Below are 14,115 nucleotides of genomic sequence, written 5' to 3'. Positions count from 1 at the left end.
GAAGTAATCCCCCGGCGTGCCCGCAGCCCCGTCCACGGCGTTGCGTCGGGGCGCGGTCACCGAAAGACCACCTCGAAGTCGCGGCGGAAGTGGGCGAGTTCGGCGGGCGGCAGGATCGCCTCGTCCCCCGGCTCGTCGCCGAGTGGCTGGGTCTGGCTGCGGAAGCACTCCAGTGCCGCATGCTTGCGGGCTTGTGCGGCGGGCGGCAGCGGGATGCGGGCCGCGCGGTGCCACGGCAGCCGTGCGTCGCCGGGCGCCGCCCAGTGCCACGCCCACACCGGGTACTCCCACACCGGCACGCCCCGTGCCGTACCGGCCACCAGGGCGGCACGGCCGACACCCTCGTGGTCTGGATGCACATCCCGAGTGAACGGCACCACACACAGGTCGCAGTCCCGAAGCAGCTCAGCCAGTCGGCCGGCCAGATCCTGCTCATGCCGGGCGACCCGACCGTCGGGCACACCCAGCGCCACGCTCTGCACGTCGGCGCCCAAGCGGCCAAGGGCCTGGTGCAGCTCCCTGGTGCGGACGGCCGCCAGGTCGCGGGCCAGCGGGCTGCGGCTGTCCGGGTGGGAGGCTTCGCCGTCGGTGACGGACACCAGGCGCAGCCGGATGCCGGCTGCCGCGAGGACGGCGATCGTGCCGCCGAAGCCGAGGACCTCGTCGTCGGGATGGGCTGCGACGAGCAGCACCCGGGGCCGACGGCCCGAAGTGGCCGGCAGGTGGGCGAGCGGGTCGAGGACGGGCAGGCTGCGGAGCCCGGGCCAGGTGTGCCAGTCCTGTTCGGGGGTGCCGGGCGCCTGGATCGGGTCGGCCGGGGTCGGCAGCGGCCGCGGTTCGGGAGCGGACAGGGGCGGGGCCGGACGGCTCGTCACACGTCCTCCCAGTCCCGGCGGGTGGCGGCGGCGGCCCTGCCGAGGGCGGCGAGGTCGCGCTCCGCGTGGTGCTGACGCAGGTAGACGGTCAGGTCCGCGACGGCCCGCGCGTGGACCGCGTCGTGGCCGAGCGGAGCGGCGCCGAGCGCCCGGCCGACCCTGCCGAGGACATCGCCGGCGGCGTCCTCGACGGCCGCACGCACCCTCATCGTGCGGAGGTGCGCGGTACCGTCGCGGTCGTGCGGGTCGGCGTCGACGGCGGCGGCGGCGCCGTCCAGCAGGGCGTCCACGGTCACCAGGCGGGCGTCGACCGCGCCGAGGTGCGCCAGGGCGTGCGGGTCCAGGTCCCACTTCCGCGCGGCGGCCAGCAGCGTGCGGGCAACGGCACGGGCACCACCATGCCAGCAGGCGGCGACGCCGATGCCGCCGTGGTGGAAGCCCGGGCGCTCCAGATAGGCGCCCGCCTCGCCGACCGGGATGGCCCGGACGGCGTCGAAGGTCACGTCCAGGGTGTCGCTGCCCGCCATACCCGGCCCGGGCCAGCTCTCCGGCACCGGCGCGACGCCGGGCTGCGCGACCTCGACGACGTACAGGCGCCGCCGCTCCCCTTCCCGCGCGGTCACGAGCGCATGCGTGCACACCCGAGCGCCCGAACAGAACGGTTTGACTCCCGAGAGCCGCCACCCGCCGGGTACTCGCTGGGCCTGCAGGGTGTACCCGGGAGGCTCAGCCGCCCACACCCCCCAACGGGCCGCGTCCCCTGCCGTAGGCAGGTCCTCCGTGCCCGGGGCGTCGAGTTCGGCGAGAATCGCGACCGCGTCGGTATGGCCCTCGGCAAGCCGGGCCAGGGACAGATCCCACTGCGCCCAGCGGGTGAGCGCCTCCCACCGGGCGCGGGTCCGGCCGCCTCCGGGCAGTGGCAGATCCAGGTCCCCGCAGGCCGCCATGCGGGTGAACGCCTGAGCGACGCAGCGGCGGTAGTGCTCCGCATCCGCGCCCGGGCCCAAAAGCTCGCCGAGGTCCGTCGGTGGGCTCGCCGCCACCATGCCGGTACTCATCGGGTTCCGGCTCGGCGCGGATCAGGCTGGCGAGGCAGACGCACGGGCCACGGCGGCAGCGTGGACGGTCGGAAGGACGAGCCAGCGGTCACGGTGTGCTCCTCGGCACCGGTCCGGGCGCGCGGAGCGGGCACCCAGCCTGCTCCGGCTCTGCTCCGACTCTGCCTCGCGCGCCAATCGCCCGCACGCTCAGTACGACGGACCGACCCGGTCTGCCGACCCGTGCGAAGCGTGGAGCGCCTGCCGAGGGGAGTCTCTGCAGTGGCACTCCGCCGGTGGGCGGCGCCGGTAGGTGACGCCCGGGGGCGGTCAGCCGCGTCGCATGTCATCCGGGTCCTCGGGCATGGGCGGCGCTCCCTCTCCGGTCGTCCGGGCCTGGGGTGCCTGCCGCGCTGGCGCGTCACCGAGCCCGCGCGGCCCGCCTGCAGCAGGGGCCGATCCGCCGTCCGGTGCCAGTCGGCCGCGCCAACTGCCACTCTCGCGGCCCTGTTCCTCGATGAAGCCCTTGAACCGCTTCAGGTCGCCGTTGACCTGCCGGTCCAGGACGCCGAGCATGGCGCCGGCCTTCTCGGTCAGGCCGTGAGGTTCGAAGTCCATGGCCAGACTCACCCGGGTGTGGGCATCGTCGAGGCGCTGGAAGGTCACGACCCCCATCTGCCGGACATCGCCGCCCACCGTGCGCCAGGAGATCCGCTCGTCGGGGAGCTGGTCGACGATCTCGGTGTCGAACTCGCGGCGGGCACCGGCGACCTTCGTCGTCCAGTGGCAGTGCCGGTCGTCGGTCTGGCGGACCTCCTCCACGCCGTGCATGAAACGCGGGAAGTCCTCGAACTGCGTCCACTGGTTGTAGGCGCTGTGCAGCGGGACGTCCACGTCGATGGACTCCTTCACCTTGCTCACAACGATCTCCTTCCGAATCGACAGGTTCAGATACTCCGTGCACCAGCGCGCCTGCCCGCCACACGGGCATTCAATCGGCGCCCTGCGCTGTCCGTCCGAGCTACGAGGGGCGCCCGGACCGCGCTCGCGTTGGGCGCGGCCCAGTACAGCAGTGCGATCATCAGCACGACGAGGAGCACCACGACCGGTGCGTGGTCCATGAGGTCGGCACCGCGGTCACCGCCGTCCGGCGAGGTGACCGGGTGCTGGGCCCTGCAACGTCTCCTGCGGCAGAGGCGGCCGGAGCCGGGAACGCACCGCAGCGGGAGCAGTCCGCGCGCGCGACCCGGGGACTGTACGGGCACCCCCGGCTCTGATGTCGGGTTATGGACGTGGAGGGGCCGTCGGCCTTTCCGGCGGCGGGGATTGCCGGTCTCCGGTGTCGGTGGGGGGTGTTGCCCTGCCGGAGTCGTCGCGAAGGATTGTGGTGATGGTGATTCGGACGGTGAGGTGCTCGGCGGGGTCGAGTAGGCCGGTGGTGGTGAGGGTGTCGCGGATGCTTTCGCGTATCTGACGGGCGACGTCCAGGGTTCGCCGGTCGCGGTGGACGAGGCAGCGGACCTCGACGTGCCAGCCTTCGCCGGTTGGCAGTCGCTGGACCCGCACTGCGGCGGGGGGACGAGTCGCGTGGTGCAGTGATTCGGCGGCGGCGGTCAGCCGGTCGGCGAGGGTGGGTTGCAGCGCGGCGACCTGGGGGTGGGCGAGGGCGGCCTGCGCGGCGGCTCGCTGGATCTCGCGTGCCAACGCCGACGTCATCGGGATGCTCCCGGCCGTGGCAGTGCGGCCTCGGCGTCGGGGGGAGGCAGGAGGTCGGCAATGTGGATGTCGACGCGCAGTACCCGCAGGCCCACGTGGTGTTCGGCGGCTCGCAGGACGGCTGCGCGCACCTGGGCGGCGAGCGGGTGCAGGGGCCGGTGGGGGTCTGCCGCGAGTGTCATGCTCACATGGATGGCGGTGTCGCCGACGGGGGTCAGTCGGCAGCTGACGGCCTGGGCTCCGGGCACGTGGTCGGCGGCCTGTCGCAGCAGTTTGGCGGCGGTGTTCTCGGCGACACGCAGGTCGAGGGTGGGGTCGTCGAGGGGCAGGATCCGGCCCAGACGCATTTCGGCGCGGACGGCCCGCATCACGTCCCCCGCCAGGTGGTGGCCGCTGGTCTGTTCGGTGGCGCGCAGGGCGGCTGTCGCCTGCTCGAGGGTGGCCAGGCTCTGCAGGGCCTGTTGGCAGTAGGGGCATCGGGCGGTGTGTGGATCGGGCGTGTCCTCGGTGTGTGCGTGCCGCCAGACCTGGGTGAGGGGGCGCCCGCAGGCGAGGTACTGCGCGCGGTCGGCGTCGAGGTGCCCGGCGGTGGGTGGGTCTTCTATCGCCATGGGGACATCTCCTGGGCCAGGTTTCGTCGGGCGCGGTAGAGCCTTCCGCGCACGCTCTGTTGGCTGATACCGGTGACCTGCGCTATCTCGTCGTAGTGCAGGCCGTGCAGTTCGCGCAGTACCCAGCAGGTGCGCTGGCCGGCGTCGAGGCGGGCGAGGGCGCGGGCGAGCGCGTCGGTGGCGGCGTGGGTCTCGGCGGCTCGTTCGGGCTGGGCCGGCCCGGTGGGCTGGGCGGGTTCGGGGCTGGTGTGGAGGGGGGTGGCGGCCGGGGGGCGCCTGCGCAGGACACTGAGGCAGCGGTTGGTGACGATGCGGTACATCCAGGTGCGGAACGCGGCGTCGCCGCGGAACTGCGGCAGTCTGCGCCAGGCACTGAGGAAGGCGTCCTGGACGGTGTCCTCGGCGTCGTGGCGGTTGCCCATGAGATGGGTGGCCAGCGCGAGGAGGCTGGTGATGTGGCGGTCGACGAGGGTGGCGAAGGCGTCGTCGTCCCCTTCGCCGGCACGGATCGCCAGCAGGCGGTCCGCCTGCTCGGCGGCGCTCTCGGCCGACGCGGGTGAGTGGGCGGGCGGGCGGTATGCCGCCGGCGGAGGCCGAAGGGGCGGGCTGCGGGATCCGCCCCGTGCCCCGCCCTCGGGAGATGCGGGGTGGGGGCGGGGGGTTTGGGCTGCGGTCATGGCGGGCGCCGTGCCTCTGGCGGTCTGCGCACGTGGTCCATTCTCCTCCGCTGCAATGTGATGTGCATCACACGAGATGGGTGTGAGGATTCGCCCCGGTGCCCGTCCAATCTCTGACGGGCGCGCACCGACGCCCGTCCGGTCCGATCGAGGAGCTCGCCATGACGGACACCACTTCCGGGGGCACCAGCACCACGCGTGCCGCCCAGAGCCTCAGTCGTCCGCCGGACGATGGGGCGGAAAACCGCACGCCGACGGAACGCGGAAGAACCACTATCGCCGACAGCGTGGTGGAGAAGATCGCGGGCATGGCCGCCCGAGAGGTTCCGGGCGTCCACGCCCTCGGCGCCGGGATGTCCCGGACGATCGGCGCGGTCCGCGACCGGGTACCGGGCGGACGCCCGAGCGCCGGGCGCGGCGTCAAGGTCGAGGTCGGCGAGCATCAAGCGGCCGTTGACCTGGACATCGTCGTCGAGTACGGCGTCCCGATCACCGAGGTCGCCGGCGACGTCCGCGAGAGCGTCATCTCCGCGGTGGAACGCATGACCGGCCTGGAGGTCGTCGAGGTGAACATCGCCGTCGACGACGTCCACCTCCCCGACGAGGGCGAGGACGACGACGGCGGTGGGCGCCGGGTCAGCTAGCCCGGTGCCCGCCGAGTCGCGACACCGGAATCGACTAAGGGACAGGTGAGTGGGATGAGCACAGCCGCAGTGGGTCTGCTGGCCGGCATGGCCCTGGGTTTCGCCGGCTACTTCGGCGGCTTCTGGGCCTTCCTCCTGGTGCTGGTCCTCGGGGTGCTCGGCCTCGTGATCGGCCGTCTCCTGGAGGGCGACCTGAGCGTGGACGACTTGCTGCACCCCCGTAGCGGGGACCGGCGCAGATGAGCGCCGCGCCCGTCCCCTCCCGAGAGCGCGGCGCGACCACCGTCCCCGAACGCGTCGTCACCCGCATCGCCACCCGGGCGGGCCGCCAGGTCCTCGCCGAGCGGACCGGCGCGACGACCCTCCCCCGGGTCTCAGCCACCGTGCACCTGGGCGCGGCGCGCCTACGCCTGGCCCTCTCCCTGCCCTACCCGCTCGACCTCGCCCCTGCGTGCCGTGACATCCAGCGGGACGTCGCGGAGCGGGTCGGCCTTCTCACCGGACTTCGCATCACGGAAGTGACCCTGGACATCAAGCACCTGGACGCCGGCGAGGAACGCGGACGCGTCCACTGACCACCAGGGGACAATCCACCCGACCGCCCACCCTGAGGTGAAGGCGAGATGACCCAGCATCAGCAGATACCGGCCGCCGCAACACCCACTGCCGGCGACACCGACGAAGCAGGCGGCCCGCACCGGAGCCCGTCACGGTGGTGGTCCCAGCGCCGGATCCCCGCCGCCCTCGTCGCCCTCGTCCTGGCGGCGGCCTGCGGTGTGCTGCTCTTCGACACCATCCGGGTGCGGACCGGACACACCGCGGCGGCCTGGCGCAAGTCCCTCACCCACGAACTCGCCACCCGCCCCCTGAACGACCCGTGGGTCCTCACCGGCGCCGTGGTCGCCGCGGTGATCGGACTGTGCCTGATCACCATCGCGCTCACCCCCGGCCGCCGCCATCTGCTGCCCCTGGCAGGCCCGGACACGGCCCCCGACGTCGAGCTCATGCTCGAGCGCGACGGCGCGGCGGTGTTGCTGCGGGACGCCGCCCTGCAGACGCCCGGCGTCTCCGAGGCCCGAATCCGAGTTCGCCGACGACACGTCACGGCACGCGCGCGGATCACCTTCCGCGATCCCGAGACGGTCGAGAAGGAACTGACGGACACCCTGGACCAGCAGATCACCGCCCTCGGCCTCGCCACCAGCCCCCGGCTCACCGTGCGGGTCCGCCCGCGATCCGCCTGATCCGGCCACCCCCACCGACCACCGGCGCACCCCGAAAGGAGGAAGACGACGATGAAGACCCGCTCCGTACCCAACCGGATCCTGCTCGCCCTGGCCGGCCTGGTCCTGCTGGGAACCGGCCTGCTGGCCCTCGCCGGCGGCCTCGACCTCTACCGACGCCTGAACGTCACACCGCCCGGCGGATGGCCCTACACCGCGCCGAGCAGCGTCCTGCTCACCGATGCCCAGCGCACCCGCTGGGCGGGCGAGGGCTGGTGGTGGCCCGTCGCCATCGCCGCCCTGGCCGTCGCGCTCGTGCTGGCCCTGTGGTGGCTCGTCGCACAGCTCCGCCAACGCCGCCCCGGCCGCCTGCCGGTCGGCACCCCGCCCGTAGCCGGCGTACGGCTGGAGGGCCACGCCCTGGCCCAGGCCCTGACGGAGGACTGTGCCCGTCTGCCCGGTGTGAAGAGCGCCGGAGCCCACCTCACCGGGCCGGCCGGCAACCCCCGGGCAGACGTCACCCTCACCCTCGAACCGCACATCTCCCCACGCGGTGTGAGCGGTGCCCTCGTTGACGGACCCCTGCGCCGTGCCCGCCGCTCCACCGGTCGGCAGGACCTCTCCACCCGGGTCGTCCTGCGTGTCGCCTCCCACCGGCCACACCGTGCCGACTGACCTCTCGGCAGCACGCCCTTCCCGCTGACACCGAGCACGCTGGAATCACTCCGTGAAGAATCACCAGGAGCCCGACAGCCGCGCCCACCGCCCCTTCCACCCCTACCCGCCCGAACCCGGCCCCGGCCGGACGGTGTCCGCGGAAGAAAGCCAGGACGCGCCCGACGACACCATCGAAAGCGGCGGTCGGCGCGCCGAGGAGACCGCCAGGAAAGCCCCGACAGCACGCCCACGACACCGGCCCCCAAGGGCCCTCCCAGCGGCCCAGCGGCGGTCGCGGTGCGGGCGCCCACACCGGCGTCGACCCCCAGGAACCCGCCGGCCTCACCGCCGGACACCGTGCACCACCACCGCACGCCCGGCGACAGCCGGCAACCGACGCGCACGCGGCCCTCCCCTCACCCGAACGAGCGGGCGGACCTCCGTGCCCCGTCAGCGTCGACCACGCGACCTCACATGCCGGTACACGCACGACGTCCGCTTCCGAACCGGGGGGAGAACACATCAGCACCGGGGGGGGTATCGCAGGGAGGCACCAATGATCATCCTCGGAGTTATCCTCCTCATCATCGGCTTCGTCACCAGCATCAGCATCCTGTGGACCATCGGCATCATCCTCGCCGCCGTCGGACTCGTCCTGTGGCTGATGGGAGCCCTCGGTCACGCCGTCGGAGGCCGCAACCACTATTGGTGACGCGCCACCCCCAACGCCGGCCCGACGCACGCACACCTGCCTGCTGTCGGGCCGGCCACACGGCGCCTCACCTCCGCCACTTAACCCGGACCGCCGTCCGCGGGCGGGCCGCCACCGACACGGTGGCGGCCCGCAACCGAGCGCCGCGACGCCGTTCCGGCGTTGTGTCTCTCGGGTGCCCGGCGTCGTCGAACCTGCCGGCGCCCGCTCGGGCACGTGGAACCCGCTACTTCACGGCACCCGGCCAGTCCCAGGCCCACCCGGCGAGGCATCGCAGCGGCGGCCACTCAAGGCACCCAACCGCCCCCGCTTCCAGCTCACGGTGGAGGTTCACAGGCCACGCCGTCGCCGTCCTGGTCGAGTTCCGGCCGGCAGCCCGGCTCCGCGGTACAGCGGTGCGACGCCGGCTGCGCGAGCGTCGGCGCGCCGGCGGTAGTACACGCCCGGTGGTGCGGTGGCCGGTTCTGCGGAGGCGGTGGCCACGCTCGGCTCGACGGGTCTGACGGCTTCGGCGATGGCGGCGGCCAGCGACACCTGCACATGGGGGTTGGGGGTGCGCGCCTGCGGCCCTTCCACCGCTCGCCTCTCGTTCGTTCATGGTCGTGGCCGCCGAACGCGGCGTCCTGCGTCCCGGAGCGCTGCTTGCGGCGACCGGCCGCCCCGTGCCTGGCGAAGACTACCTCCCTAGCCGACACCGAAAAATCTGTCCTCGCCAGAGTAGACATTGCCGGGCGCCGTGGTTAGTGTTTCTCTCGTAGACGAGGTCAAGCGGTACCCGCCAGACACGAACTGGTGGGCAGCAGTACAGAAGTTCGCAGGTCGGCACGGTTGCAGGGTCCTGAAGCCAGGAATGGTGCAGTAAGGCGACAGGACCGGTGGCCGGGCCGGGTGGCCCGCAGGTATCAGGGGCCGCCACCGAGCGGTACCGCAGTCCAGCAGGTGAAGTTGAGTTGGGCAGTACCGGCAGTCGTAGTACGCGGTATCTCAGTGAAGGCGCCAGGACTGTCGGCGCGCGTGCTGGGAAGTCCGGGCAGTGGGGTTCCAAGCCGAGCAGGTGAGCAGGACGGGCGACGGGGCTGACTGTCGGACCCGGCGGAGCATCAGGACCGCCACAGCAAGACCGGGTAATTGGCACTACCGGGGCAAGTCGCAGTACGAGCAGTACCGAGAAGTACCCGTGTGAGCAGTAGCGAGCACGTCGCACTACCCGCAGTTCGCAGGATCAGGTCAGTTCAGAGGATGAACGGAGGGAGAGAGCGCCATCAGGATCGCCCGGCCCGTGAGCAGTCACCCGGGCGGACTCCGAAGACCCCAAGGCAAGGACGGTGGTTTCCGGTCACGCATACGCGATCCCCGCACGCCCCATCCCCCGGGGCGACGCGGACATAAGGAACCCGGCCACAGGCCGGCAGATGGTGTAGAACCCTTCGGGGCCCCGGGAGCCGCAACGGCCTCGGGGCCCCTCAGCGCGTCCCGATACAAGCAAGAAGAGGTGCAGTGACCACGGCAACCATCCGACCGCATACCCCCGACACCCCCGACCGCCTCGACGACGACGACTACCCCGCCTACACCATGGGCCGCGCCGCCGAGATGACCCGCACCACCCCCGGATTCCTACGCGCCCTCGGCGAACAGGGCCTCATCACCCCACTGCGCTCCGACGGCGGCCACCGCCGCTACTCCCGCTACCAGCTGCGCATCGCCATGCGCGCCCGCGACCTCGTCGACCAGGGCACCGCCATCGACGCCGCCTGCCGCATCGTCATCCTCGAAGACCAACTCGAAGAAGCCCTGCGCATCAACGAGCAGCTCCGCGGCTCCCAGCACGGCCAGGAACCCGCCGCCGACACCTGACCCGCCCACCCGCGGGAGCCCCACCCCCGACGCCGCAGACATTGGCTTCCTGGGCAGGCGTTCGGAGAAGTCCCGCGCCTGCGCGAGCGGCGTGCCCACCGCCGGGTCCGCTCGTTGGCTCTTGTATGACGGGCAGACCCGAGCCGACCGACCCGGAGAGGGACCTCGTCATCGCTGGGATCGTGCCCGCCGTCCGCGTTGGCGACGACGGCCTCATCCGGGTCCTGCTGACGCGTCTGACGCAGAGCGCGGAGGTCGCGGCGCTGTACGCACTGCGGGACGCACTGGCCGACGATCTGCGCTCCGGGCCGCCACCGGGGCGGGCTCGGGCACCGGTGACGGGCGATGACACAGCCACCGTGGAACAGCAGTAAGGCGGGAGACCGGGGCCGGGCGGATGCCGGCCTGGACGACCTGGTCCGGCAGGCCCGGGCGTGAGCGGTCCGACCCCCGCCGAGGAGGTTCCGTGTCCCCTGCTCGCATGGCTCGAGCGGGCGCGTCGGCTGGTGTCCGCGCGACGGCGCAGGCGCGATGAGAAGGGCAGCGATCGCAGGTTGAAGAGCGTCACGTGCATCGCGGCCTCAGCCGGCCGATCCGGGTTGCGGCGGTACGGCGAGGCCCTTCCCGCGGGGCGAATCCTGCGCTTCCACGGGAACTGCACGTGGGAAGGCACGCCGCCACAGCTGTCCCGGGAACAGGTGGAAGCGGTCCGGAAGGAACACGGCATCCGCCACGATCATGGCCCCGGAGAAGAGCGGGAGGCCCATGAGAACCGCGATACCCACGTGCATTCCGAGCAGCATCGCCAGGACGGGGTACTTCAGTCTGCCGAACAGGACGAACGGGAAGGCCACCTGGAGCAGCACGGTGAGGTAGGTGGCGGCGGCGGTCAGCAGGGGGTGGCTGTCGAGCATGAGTGACAGCGCGGGCCAGGGCCGGAAGAGGTCGAGGTTCATGACGTAGTGCAGGGCGGTCCCGTTCTCCCAGAGGCTGCCCTGGACCTTGTACAAGCCTGCCGATCCGTAGACGACGCAGACCTGGGCCGCGATGACGAACATGGCGCAGTTGTGCAGCACCGTGCTCAAGCGGTCGCGGGTGGTGCCGAGTCGATGCCAGAGGGTGTGCGCTCCCGGGCTGGACACCGGGCGCTCGGCCTTGCGTGCGGCCTGGCGGCGCGTCCTGCGTGCGTCCAGGGACCAGCGTCGGCCGCAGGCGGTGCAGGTGAGGTACAGGGCCATGAGGAGGATGAGGTTGTCTCCGCCGTCCGTCATGAAGATGGCCCGCGCGTGGAACGAGGCCACCACGACGGCGAACAGGATCGACACCACCCGGGTCCGCCAGCCCAGGACGAACAGTGAGGCGGTGACGACGGCCGTCGCGTAGCAGGCCTCGAAGTACGCCGGGCGGTCGGAGAGGGTGAGAATACTGAGCCAGCCGGTCTGGTCGAACAGCTCTCTCGCCAGGGCGGGCGTCCAGGGTGATCCCGGGCCCCAGATCTCGTCGCGGTGCGGAAACTCCCTCAGCAGGAAGGCCAGGTAGAGCAGGCCGTAGCCGATGCGCAGTACCGCCGACGCGTACAGGGACACCGGCCGGTCGGTCACGAGGCTGCCCCATGCGGCGATGCGAGCGAGCGTGCGCCGGCTGTCTGTGCTGCCGCCCGGATGGGCCGGCCGGTGCGCAGCGGGCGTCTCGGCCGGGATCTGCTCAGTTTCCATCGGTCGCCACCTTCCACCAGGGCAGGTACCTGGTTTCGGCGGGGGACTGCGCGGCCGGGCGGGGCTTGCCCGGCGTGGCGGGCACCGCGATGGGCCGAGTGATCACCCGCAACTGAACGGCCTCGAATGTTCCGTTCCGACTGGCGGTGAGTCGCTCCACCGCGATGTTGCGCAGGTACTTCTGCATCATCCGAGCGCGCTCCGAGTGCGGCCGGTCCCCATTTCCGAACGCTTCCAGATAGGCAGTCCAGGAACGGCGCAGCATATTCTGCGTCGTGTGACTGGGAAAGATATTGTGCTTGACGTCGGCGTCATCGACTGCGGTCAGGTCGTACCAGTCGCTGACCTGACGGGTGCCGTCCGCCGACGTTCGCTCCGTTCTCGCGGAAATCTGCCGGGTCACGGACTCCGGGTCCGGCGCGAAAAGCCGCCAGTTCTGCTCGAACAACGGATAGATCCACGCATTGATCTGCGTGCTGTAGTACTGGGAAAGCTGGTTCGGCGGTGCCACGAACAGAAAGACCAGGAAGACGTGGATGAGGGATGTCGCCGTGCACAGGGCCACGGCGATGCCCGTGGCCGCGCCCGGCGGGCGCGGCCACGGACGGCCGGCCCGCGAGCCGGGCTCCGGCAGGGACGGCTCGGCGACTGAGGCTGCGGTCTCACCGTCCCATCGGCGGCTCGTGTCCCTCGCTCCCCCGAGCTGTGTACTGCCCGTCGCCCGACCGGGCCCCGTCCTTGCCACCTGGGCTGCTCCCTCGGCTCTGTTCCCCTGGACGTTCGGGGGCGCGCGATATCGTCGGTGACGATCCGTCGCACGCCCCCGGCCTTCGCGTGTCAGCCGGGCCGGCGCCTCGGAGCAGCTCTCGGACCGAGAGCCGCCCAGAAGGGGCGCGTTCACGCGTCGGGGCCTGCGCCTGTGCGCACGGCTCTTGCGACGCGCCGGTTCGGCTAGGTGTGCGCGGGCTCGCTCCACGTGTCGTCACACGGGCACCCGTGGTCGCCCTCGTCGCCGGGCTTGCTGTGGTCACCCTTGCCGCCGTGGTCGCCGTGGTGACTGTGGTCGCCGTAGTCGCACTCGTCGCCGTGGTCACCGCCGCCGTGTCCGCCACCCGTGGTCCCACCGTTGGTGCCGCCGGTGGTGCCGCCGGTCGTCGTCCCGCCGGTGGTGCCGGCCGTCGTGGTCCCGCCGGTGGTGCCGGCGATCACGCCGCCCAGGAGACCGCCGGTGGCGCCGCCCGTGATGACACCGCCGAGCACGCCCCCCGTGGTGCCGGTGGTGGTACCGCCGGTGGTGCCGGCGGTGGTGGTACCGGCGATCACGCCGCCCGTGGTGCCGCCGGTGGTGCCTGTCGCGCAGGACGGCCGGGTGATCCGGTTGGTGTCAAGCGTCACGGAGCCGGCAGTCTGCGCCAGCGCCCGGCCGTCGAGACTCGCCCCGGTGTTCAGACCGACCGAGGCCAGCGTCATGATGGTGCCCACGAACGCCGTGTTGGTGTCGAGCGTCGCCGAGCTACCGACCTGCCAGTAGACATTGCACGGCGCCGCACCGTTGACCAGGAGCACATTGCTGGAGGGTGCGGTGATCAAGGTCGAGCCGACCTGGAACACCCAGACGGCATTGGGGTCGCCCTGTGCGTCGAGGGTGAGGGTGCCCGTGAGGTTGATGGACGACGCCGCGGTGTAGACGCCCGGAACGAGCGTCTGACCACCGAGGTCCCCGGGCGAGGTGAGAGTGAAGTCCGAAGCCTGCCCCGCAGCGTTGTTGTACGCCGAGGTCAGGTCGGCCTGCGCCTGGGCCGCGACCGCGTCCGTCTGGTGGATGGCACCGATCACCTGGACGGGGAGAAGACCCGTGATGGACGTCCCCGGACTCACCCCGACGTCCCCGGTGATCACGGACGGGCCCGTGTTGGTGACGGACTGACCGCCCAGAACAGCGAAACTGTCCGCTGCTCCGAGGTTGATCGCCGTGGCGACCGCCTGAGCCGGCGCAGGCGACATCGTGACTGCAGCGGCGACGATGAGAACAACCGTCGCGATCCAGCTGGAAATCGTGCGCCAATGGAGCGCACCAGGGATGTTCAGTGTCATCTGGAGGCCTATTCCTGAGGGGAACGACGGCGGGTTCACGATCGCCGATCTACGGCGATCCGCTGCTCCCTTCCCGTCGGCAGGCTTCGCAGACTTCGATGAGCCCGCCCCAAGCCTCCCGGGGAAGAAGTTCGGCTCACATTAGCCGACATTAACCAGTAAGTTCACGATCCATCTGAGTGAATTGCCAAGGTCGTCACCATTCATGAACACTGACTGTCATAAAAGATATGCGAACGCTCTTGACCTCTATCCACCCACACCGGGTCGGCGACGAGGAAGACACCCAGCCTTCGC

General features: G+C 71.7%; 16 protein-coding genes and 1 pseudogene. 7 read left to right on the top strand and 10 right to left on the bottom strand.

What is annotated here, in order from left to right:
• Positions 1 to 56: 56 nt before the first annotated feature.
• From OG871_RS37325 to OG871_RS37300, 6 genes and pseudogenes are all read right to left on the bottom strand, one after another.
• The gene (locus tag OG871_RS37325; RefSeq protein ID WP_371502924.1) at positions 57 to 875 is read right to left on the bottom strand and encodes a PIG-L deacetylase family protein; all 819 of its coding nucleotides are present in this window, start codon (positions 873 to 875) and stop codon (positions 57 to 59) included.
• On the bottom strand, positions 872 to 1,498 hold the full coding sequence (locus OG871_RS37320) for a hypothetical protein (RefSeq protein ID WP_371502922.1): 627 nt from the start codon (positions 1,496 to 1,498) through the stop codon (positions 872 to 874). The genes OG871_RS37325 and OG871_RS37320 overlap by 4 nt, the downstream gene beginning before the upstream one ends.
• A gap of 867 nt (positions 1,499 to 2,365) precedes the next feature.
• Positions 2,366 to 2,833: pseudogene (locus tag OG871_RS37315) on the bottom strand (SRPBCC family protein); the annotation flags it as partial.
• Between the two features lie 363 nt (positions 2,834 to 3,196).
• Positions 3,197 to 3,628, bottom strand: coding sequence for a hypothetical protein (locus OG871_RS37310; RefSeq protein WP_371502920.1), 432 nt, complete (start codon positions 3,626 to 3,628; stop codon positions 3,197 to 3,199).
• A complete protein-coding gene (locus OG871_RS37305; RefSeq protein ID WP_371502919.1) occupies positions 3,625 to 4,239 on the bottom strand; it encodes a hypothetical protein in 615 nt (204 codons plus the stop codon). Before OG871_RS37305 ends, OG871_RS37310 begins: the two co-directional genes overlap by 4 nt.
• Positions 4,230 to 4,916, bottom strand: a complete 687-nt coding sequence (locus tag OG871_RS37300; protein ID WP_371502918.1) for an RNA polymerase sigma factor — start codon at positions 4,914 to 4,916, stop codon at positions 4,230 to 4,232. The genes OG871_RS37305 and OG871_RS37300 overlap by 10 nt, the downstream gene beginning before the upstream one ends.
• Positions 4,917 to 5,077: 161 nt before the next feature.
• Between OG871_RS37300 and OG871_RS37295 the strand changes: the two genes are divergently transcribed.
• The 6 genes from OG871_RS37295 (at position 5,078) to OG871_RS37270 (ending at position 8,152) form a co-directional block, all read left to right on the top strand.
• Positions 5,078 to 5,560 (top strand): Asp23/Gls24 family envelope stress response protein, encoded by a 483-nt coding sequence (locus OG871_RS37295; protein ID WP_371502917.1) that lies wholly within the window; start codon positions 5,078 to 5,080, stop codon positions 5,558 to 5,560.
• A gap of 54 nt (positions 5,561 to 5,614) precedes the next feature.
• Complete coding sequence (locus tag OG871_RS37290) at positions 5,615 to 5,803, top strand: hypothetical protein (RefSeq protein WP_371502916.1); 189 nt, start codon at positions 5,615 to 5,617, stop codon at positions 5,801 to 5,803.
• Positions 5,800 to 6,135, top strand: coding sequence for an Asp23/Gls24 family envelope stress response protein (locus tag OG871_RS37285; RefSeq protein ID WP_371502915.1), 336 nt, complete (start codon positions 5,800 to 5,802; stop codon positions 6,133 to 6,135). The genes OG871_RS37290 and OG871_RS37285 overlap by 4 nt, the downstream gene beginning before the upstream one ends.
• 48 nt (positions 6,136 to 6,183) lie before the next feature.
• Positions 6,184 to 6,804: a DUF6286 domain-containing protein gene (locus OG871_RS37280; RefSeq protein WP_371502914.1), complete on the top strand. Its 621-nt coding sequence runs from the start codon at positions 6,184 to 6,186 to the stop codon at positions 6,802 to 6,804.
• A 51-nt stretch (positions 6,805 to 6,855) separates the two neighbouring features.
• Entirely contained in the window at positions 6,856 to 7,458 is a 603-nt protein-coding gene (locus OG871_RS37275) for an alkaline shock response membrane anchor protein AmaP (RefSeq protein ID WP_371502912.1), read from the top strand.
• Between the two features lie 538 nt (positions 7,459 to 7,996).
• Positions 7,997 to 8,152: a DUF6131 family protein gene (locus OG871_RS37270; protein WP_371502910.1), complete on the top strand. Its 156-nt coding sequence runs from the start codon at positions 7,997 to 7,999 to the stop codon at positions 8,150 to 8,152.
• 317 nt (positions 8,153 to 8,469) lie between these two features.
• Here OG871_RS37270 and OG871_RS37265 read toward each other — a convergent pair whose 3' ends face one another.
• Positions 8,470 to 8,694 (bottom strand): excalibur calcium-binding domain-containing protein, encoded by a 225-nt coding sequence (locus tag OG871_RS37265; RefSeq protein ID WP_371502908.1) that lies wholly within the window; start codon positions 8,692 to 8,694, stop codon positions 8,470 to 8,472.
• 1,033 nt (positions 8,695 to 9,727) lie between these two features.
• Between OG871_RS37265 and OG871_RS37260 the strand changes: the two genes are divergently transcribed.
• Complete coding sequence (locus OG871_RS37260; protein ID WP_371503517.1) at positions 9,728 to 10,009, top strand: MerR family transcriptional regulator; 282 nt, start codon at positions 9,728 to 9,730, stop codon at positions 10,007 to 10,009.
• A 581-nt stretch (positions 10,010 to 10,590) separates the two neighbouring features.
• Here the strand turns inward: OG871_RS37260 and OG871_RS37255 are convergent.
• From OG871_RS37255 to OG871_RS37245, 3 genes are all read right to left on the bottom strand, one after another.
• Complete coding sequence (locus OG871_RS37255) at positions 10,591 to 11,724, bottom strand: HTTM domain-containing protein (protein WP_371502907.1); 1,134 nt, start codon at positions 11,722 to 11,724, stop codon at positions 10,591 to 10,593.
• Entirely contained in the window at positions 11,714 to 12,289 is a 576-nt protein-coding gene (locus tag OG871_RS37250; protein ID WP_371502906.1) for a DUF5819 family protein, read from the bottom strand. Before OG871_RS37250 ends, OG871_RS37255 begins: the two co-directional genes overlap by 11 nt.
• A 386-nt stretch (positions 12,290 to 12,675) precedes the next feature.
• Complete coding sequence (locus OG871_RS37245) at positions 12,676 to 13,728, bottom strand: ice-binding family protein (RefSeq protein ID WP_371502904.1); 1,053 nt, start codon at positions 13,726 to 13,728, stop codon at positions 12,676 to 12,678.
• Between the last annotated feature and the right edge of the window lie 387 nt (positions 13,729 to 14,115).

It is taken from the genome of Kitasatospora sp. NBC_00374, from assembly GCF_041434935.1.
GTDB lineage: Bacteria > Actinomycetota > Actinomycetes > Streptomycetales > Streptomycetaceae > Kitasatospora.
This window is presented reverse-complemented; position numbering and strand designations above follow the sequence as displayed.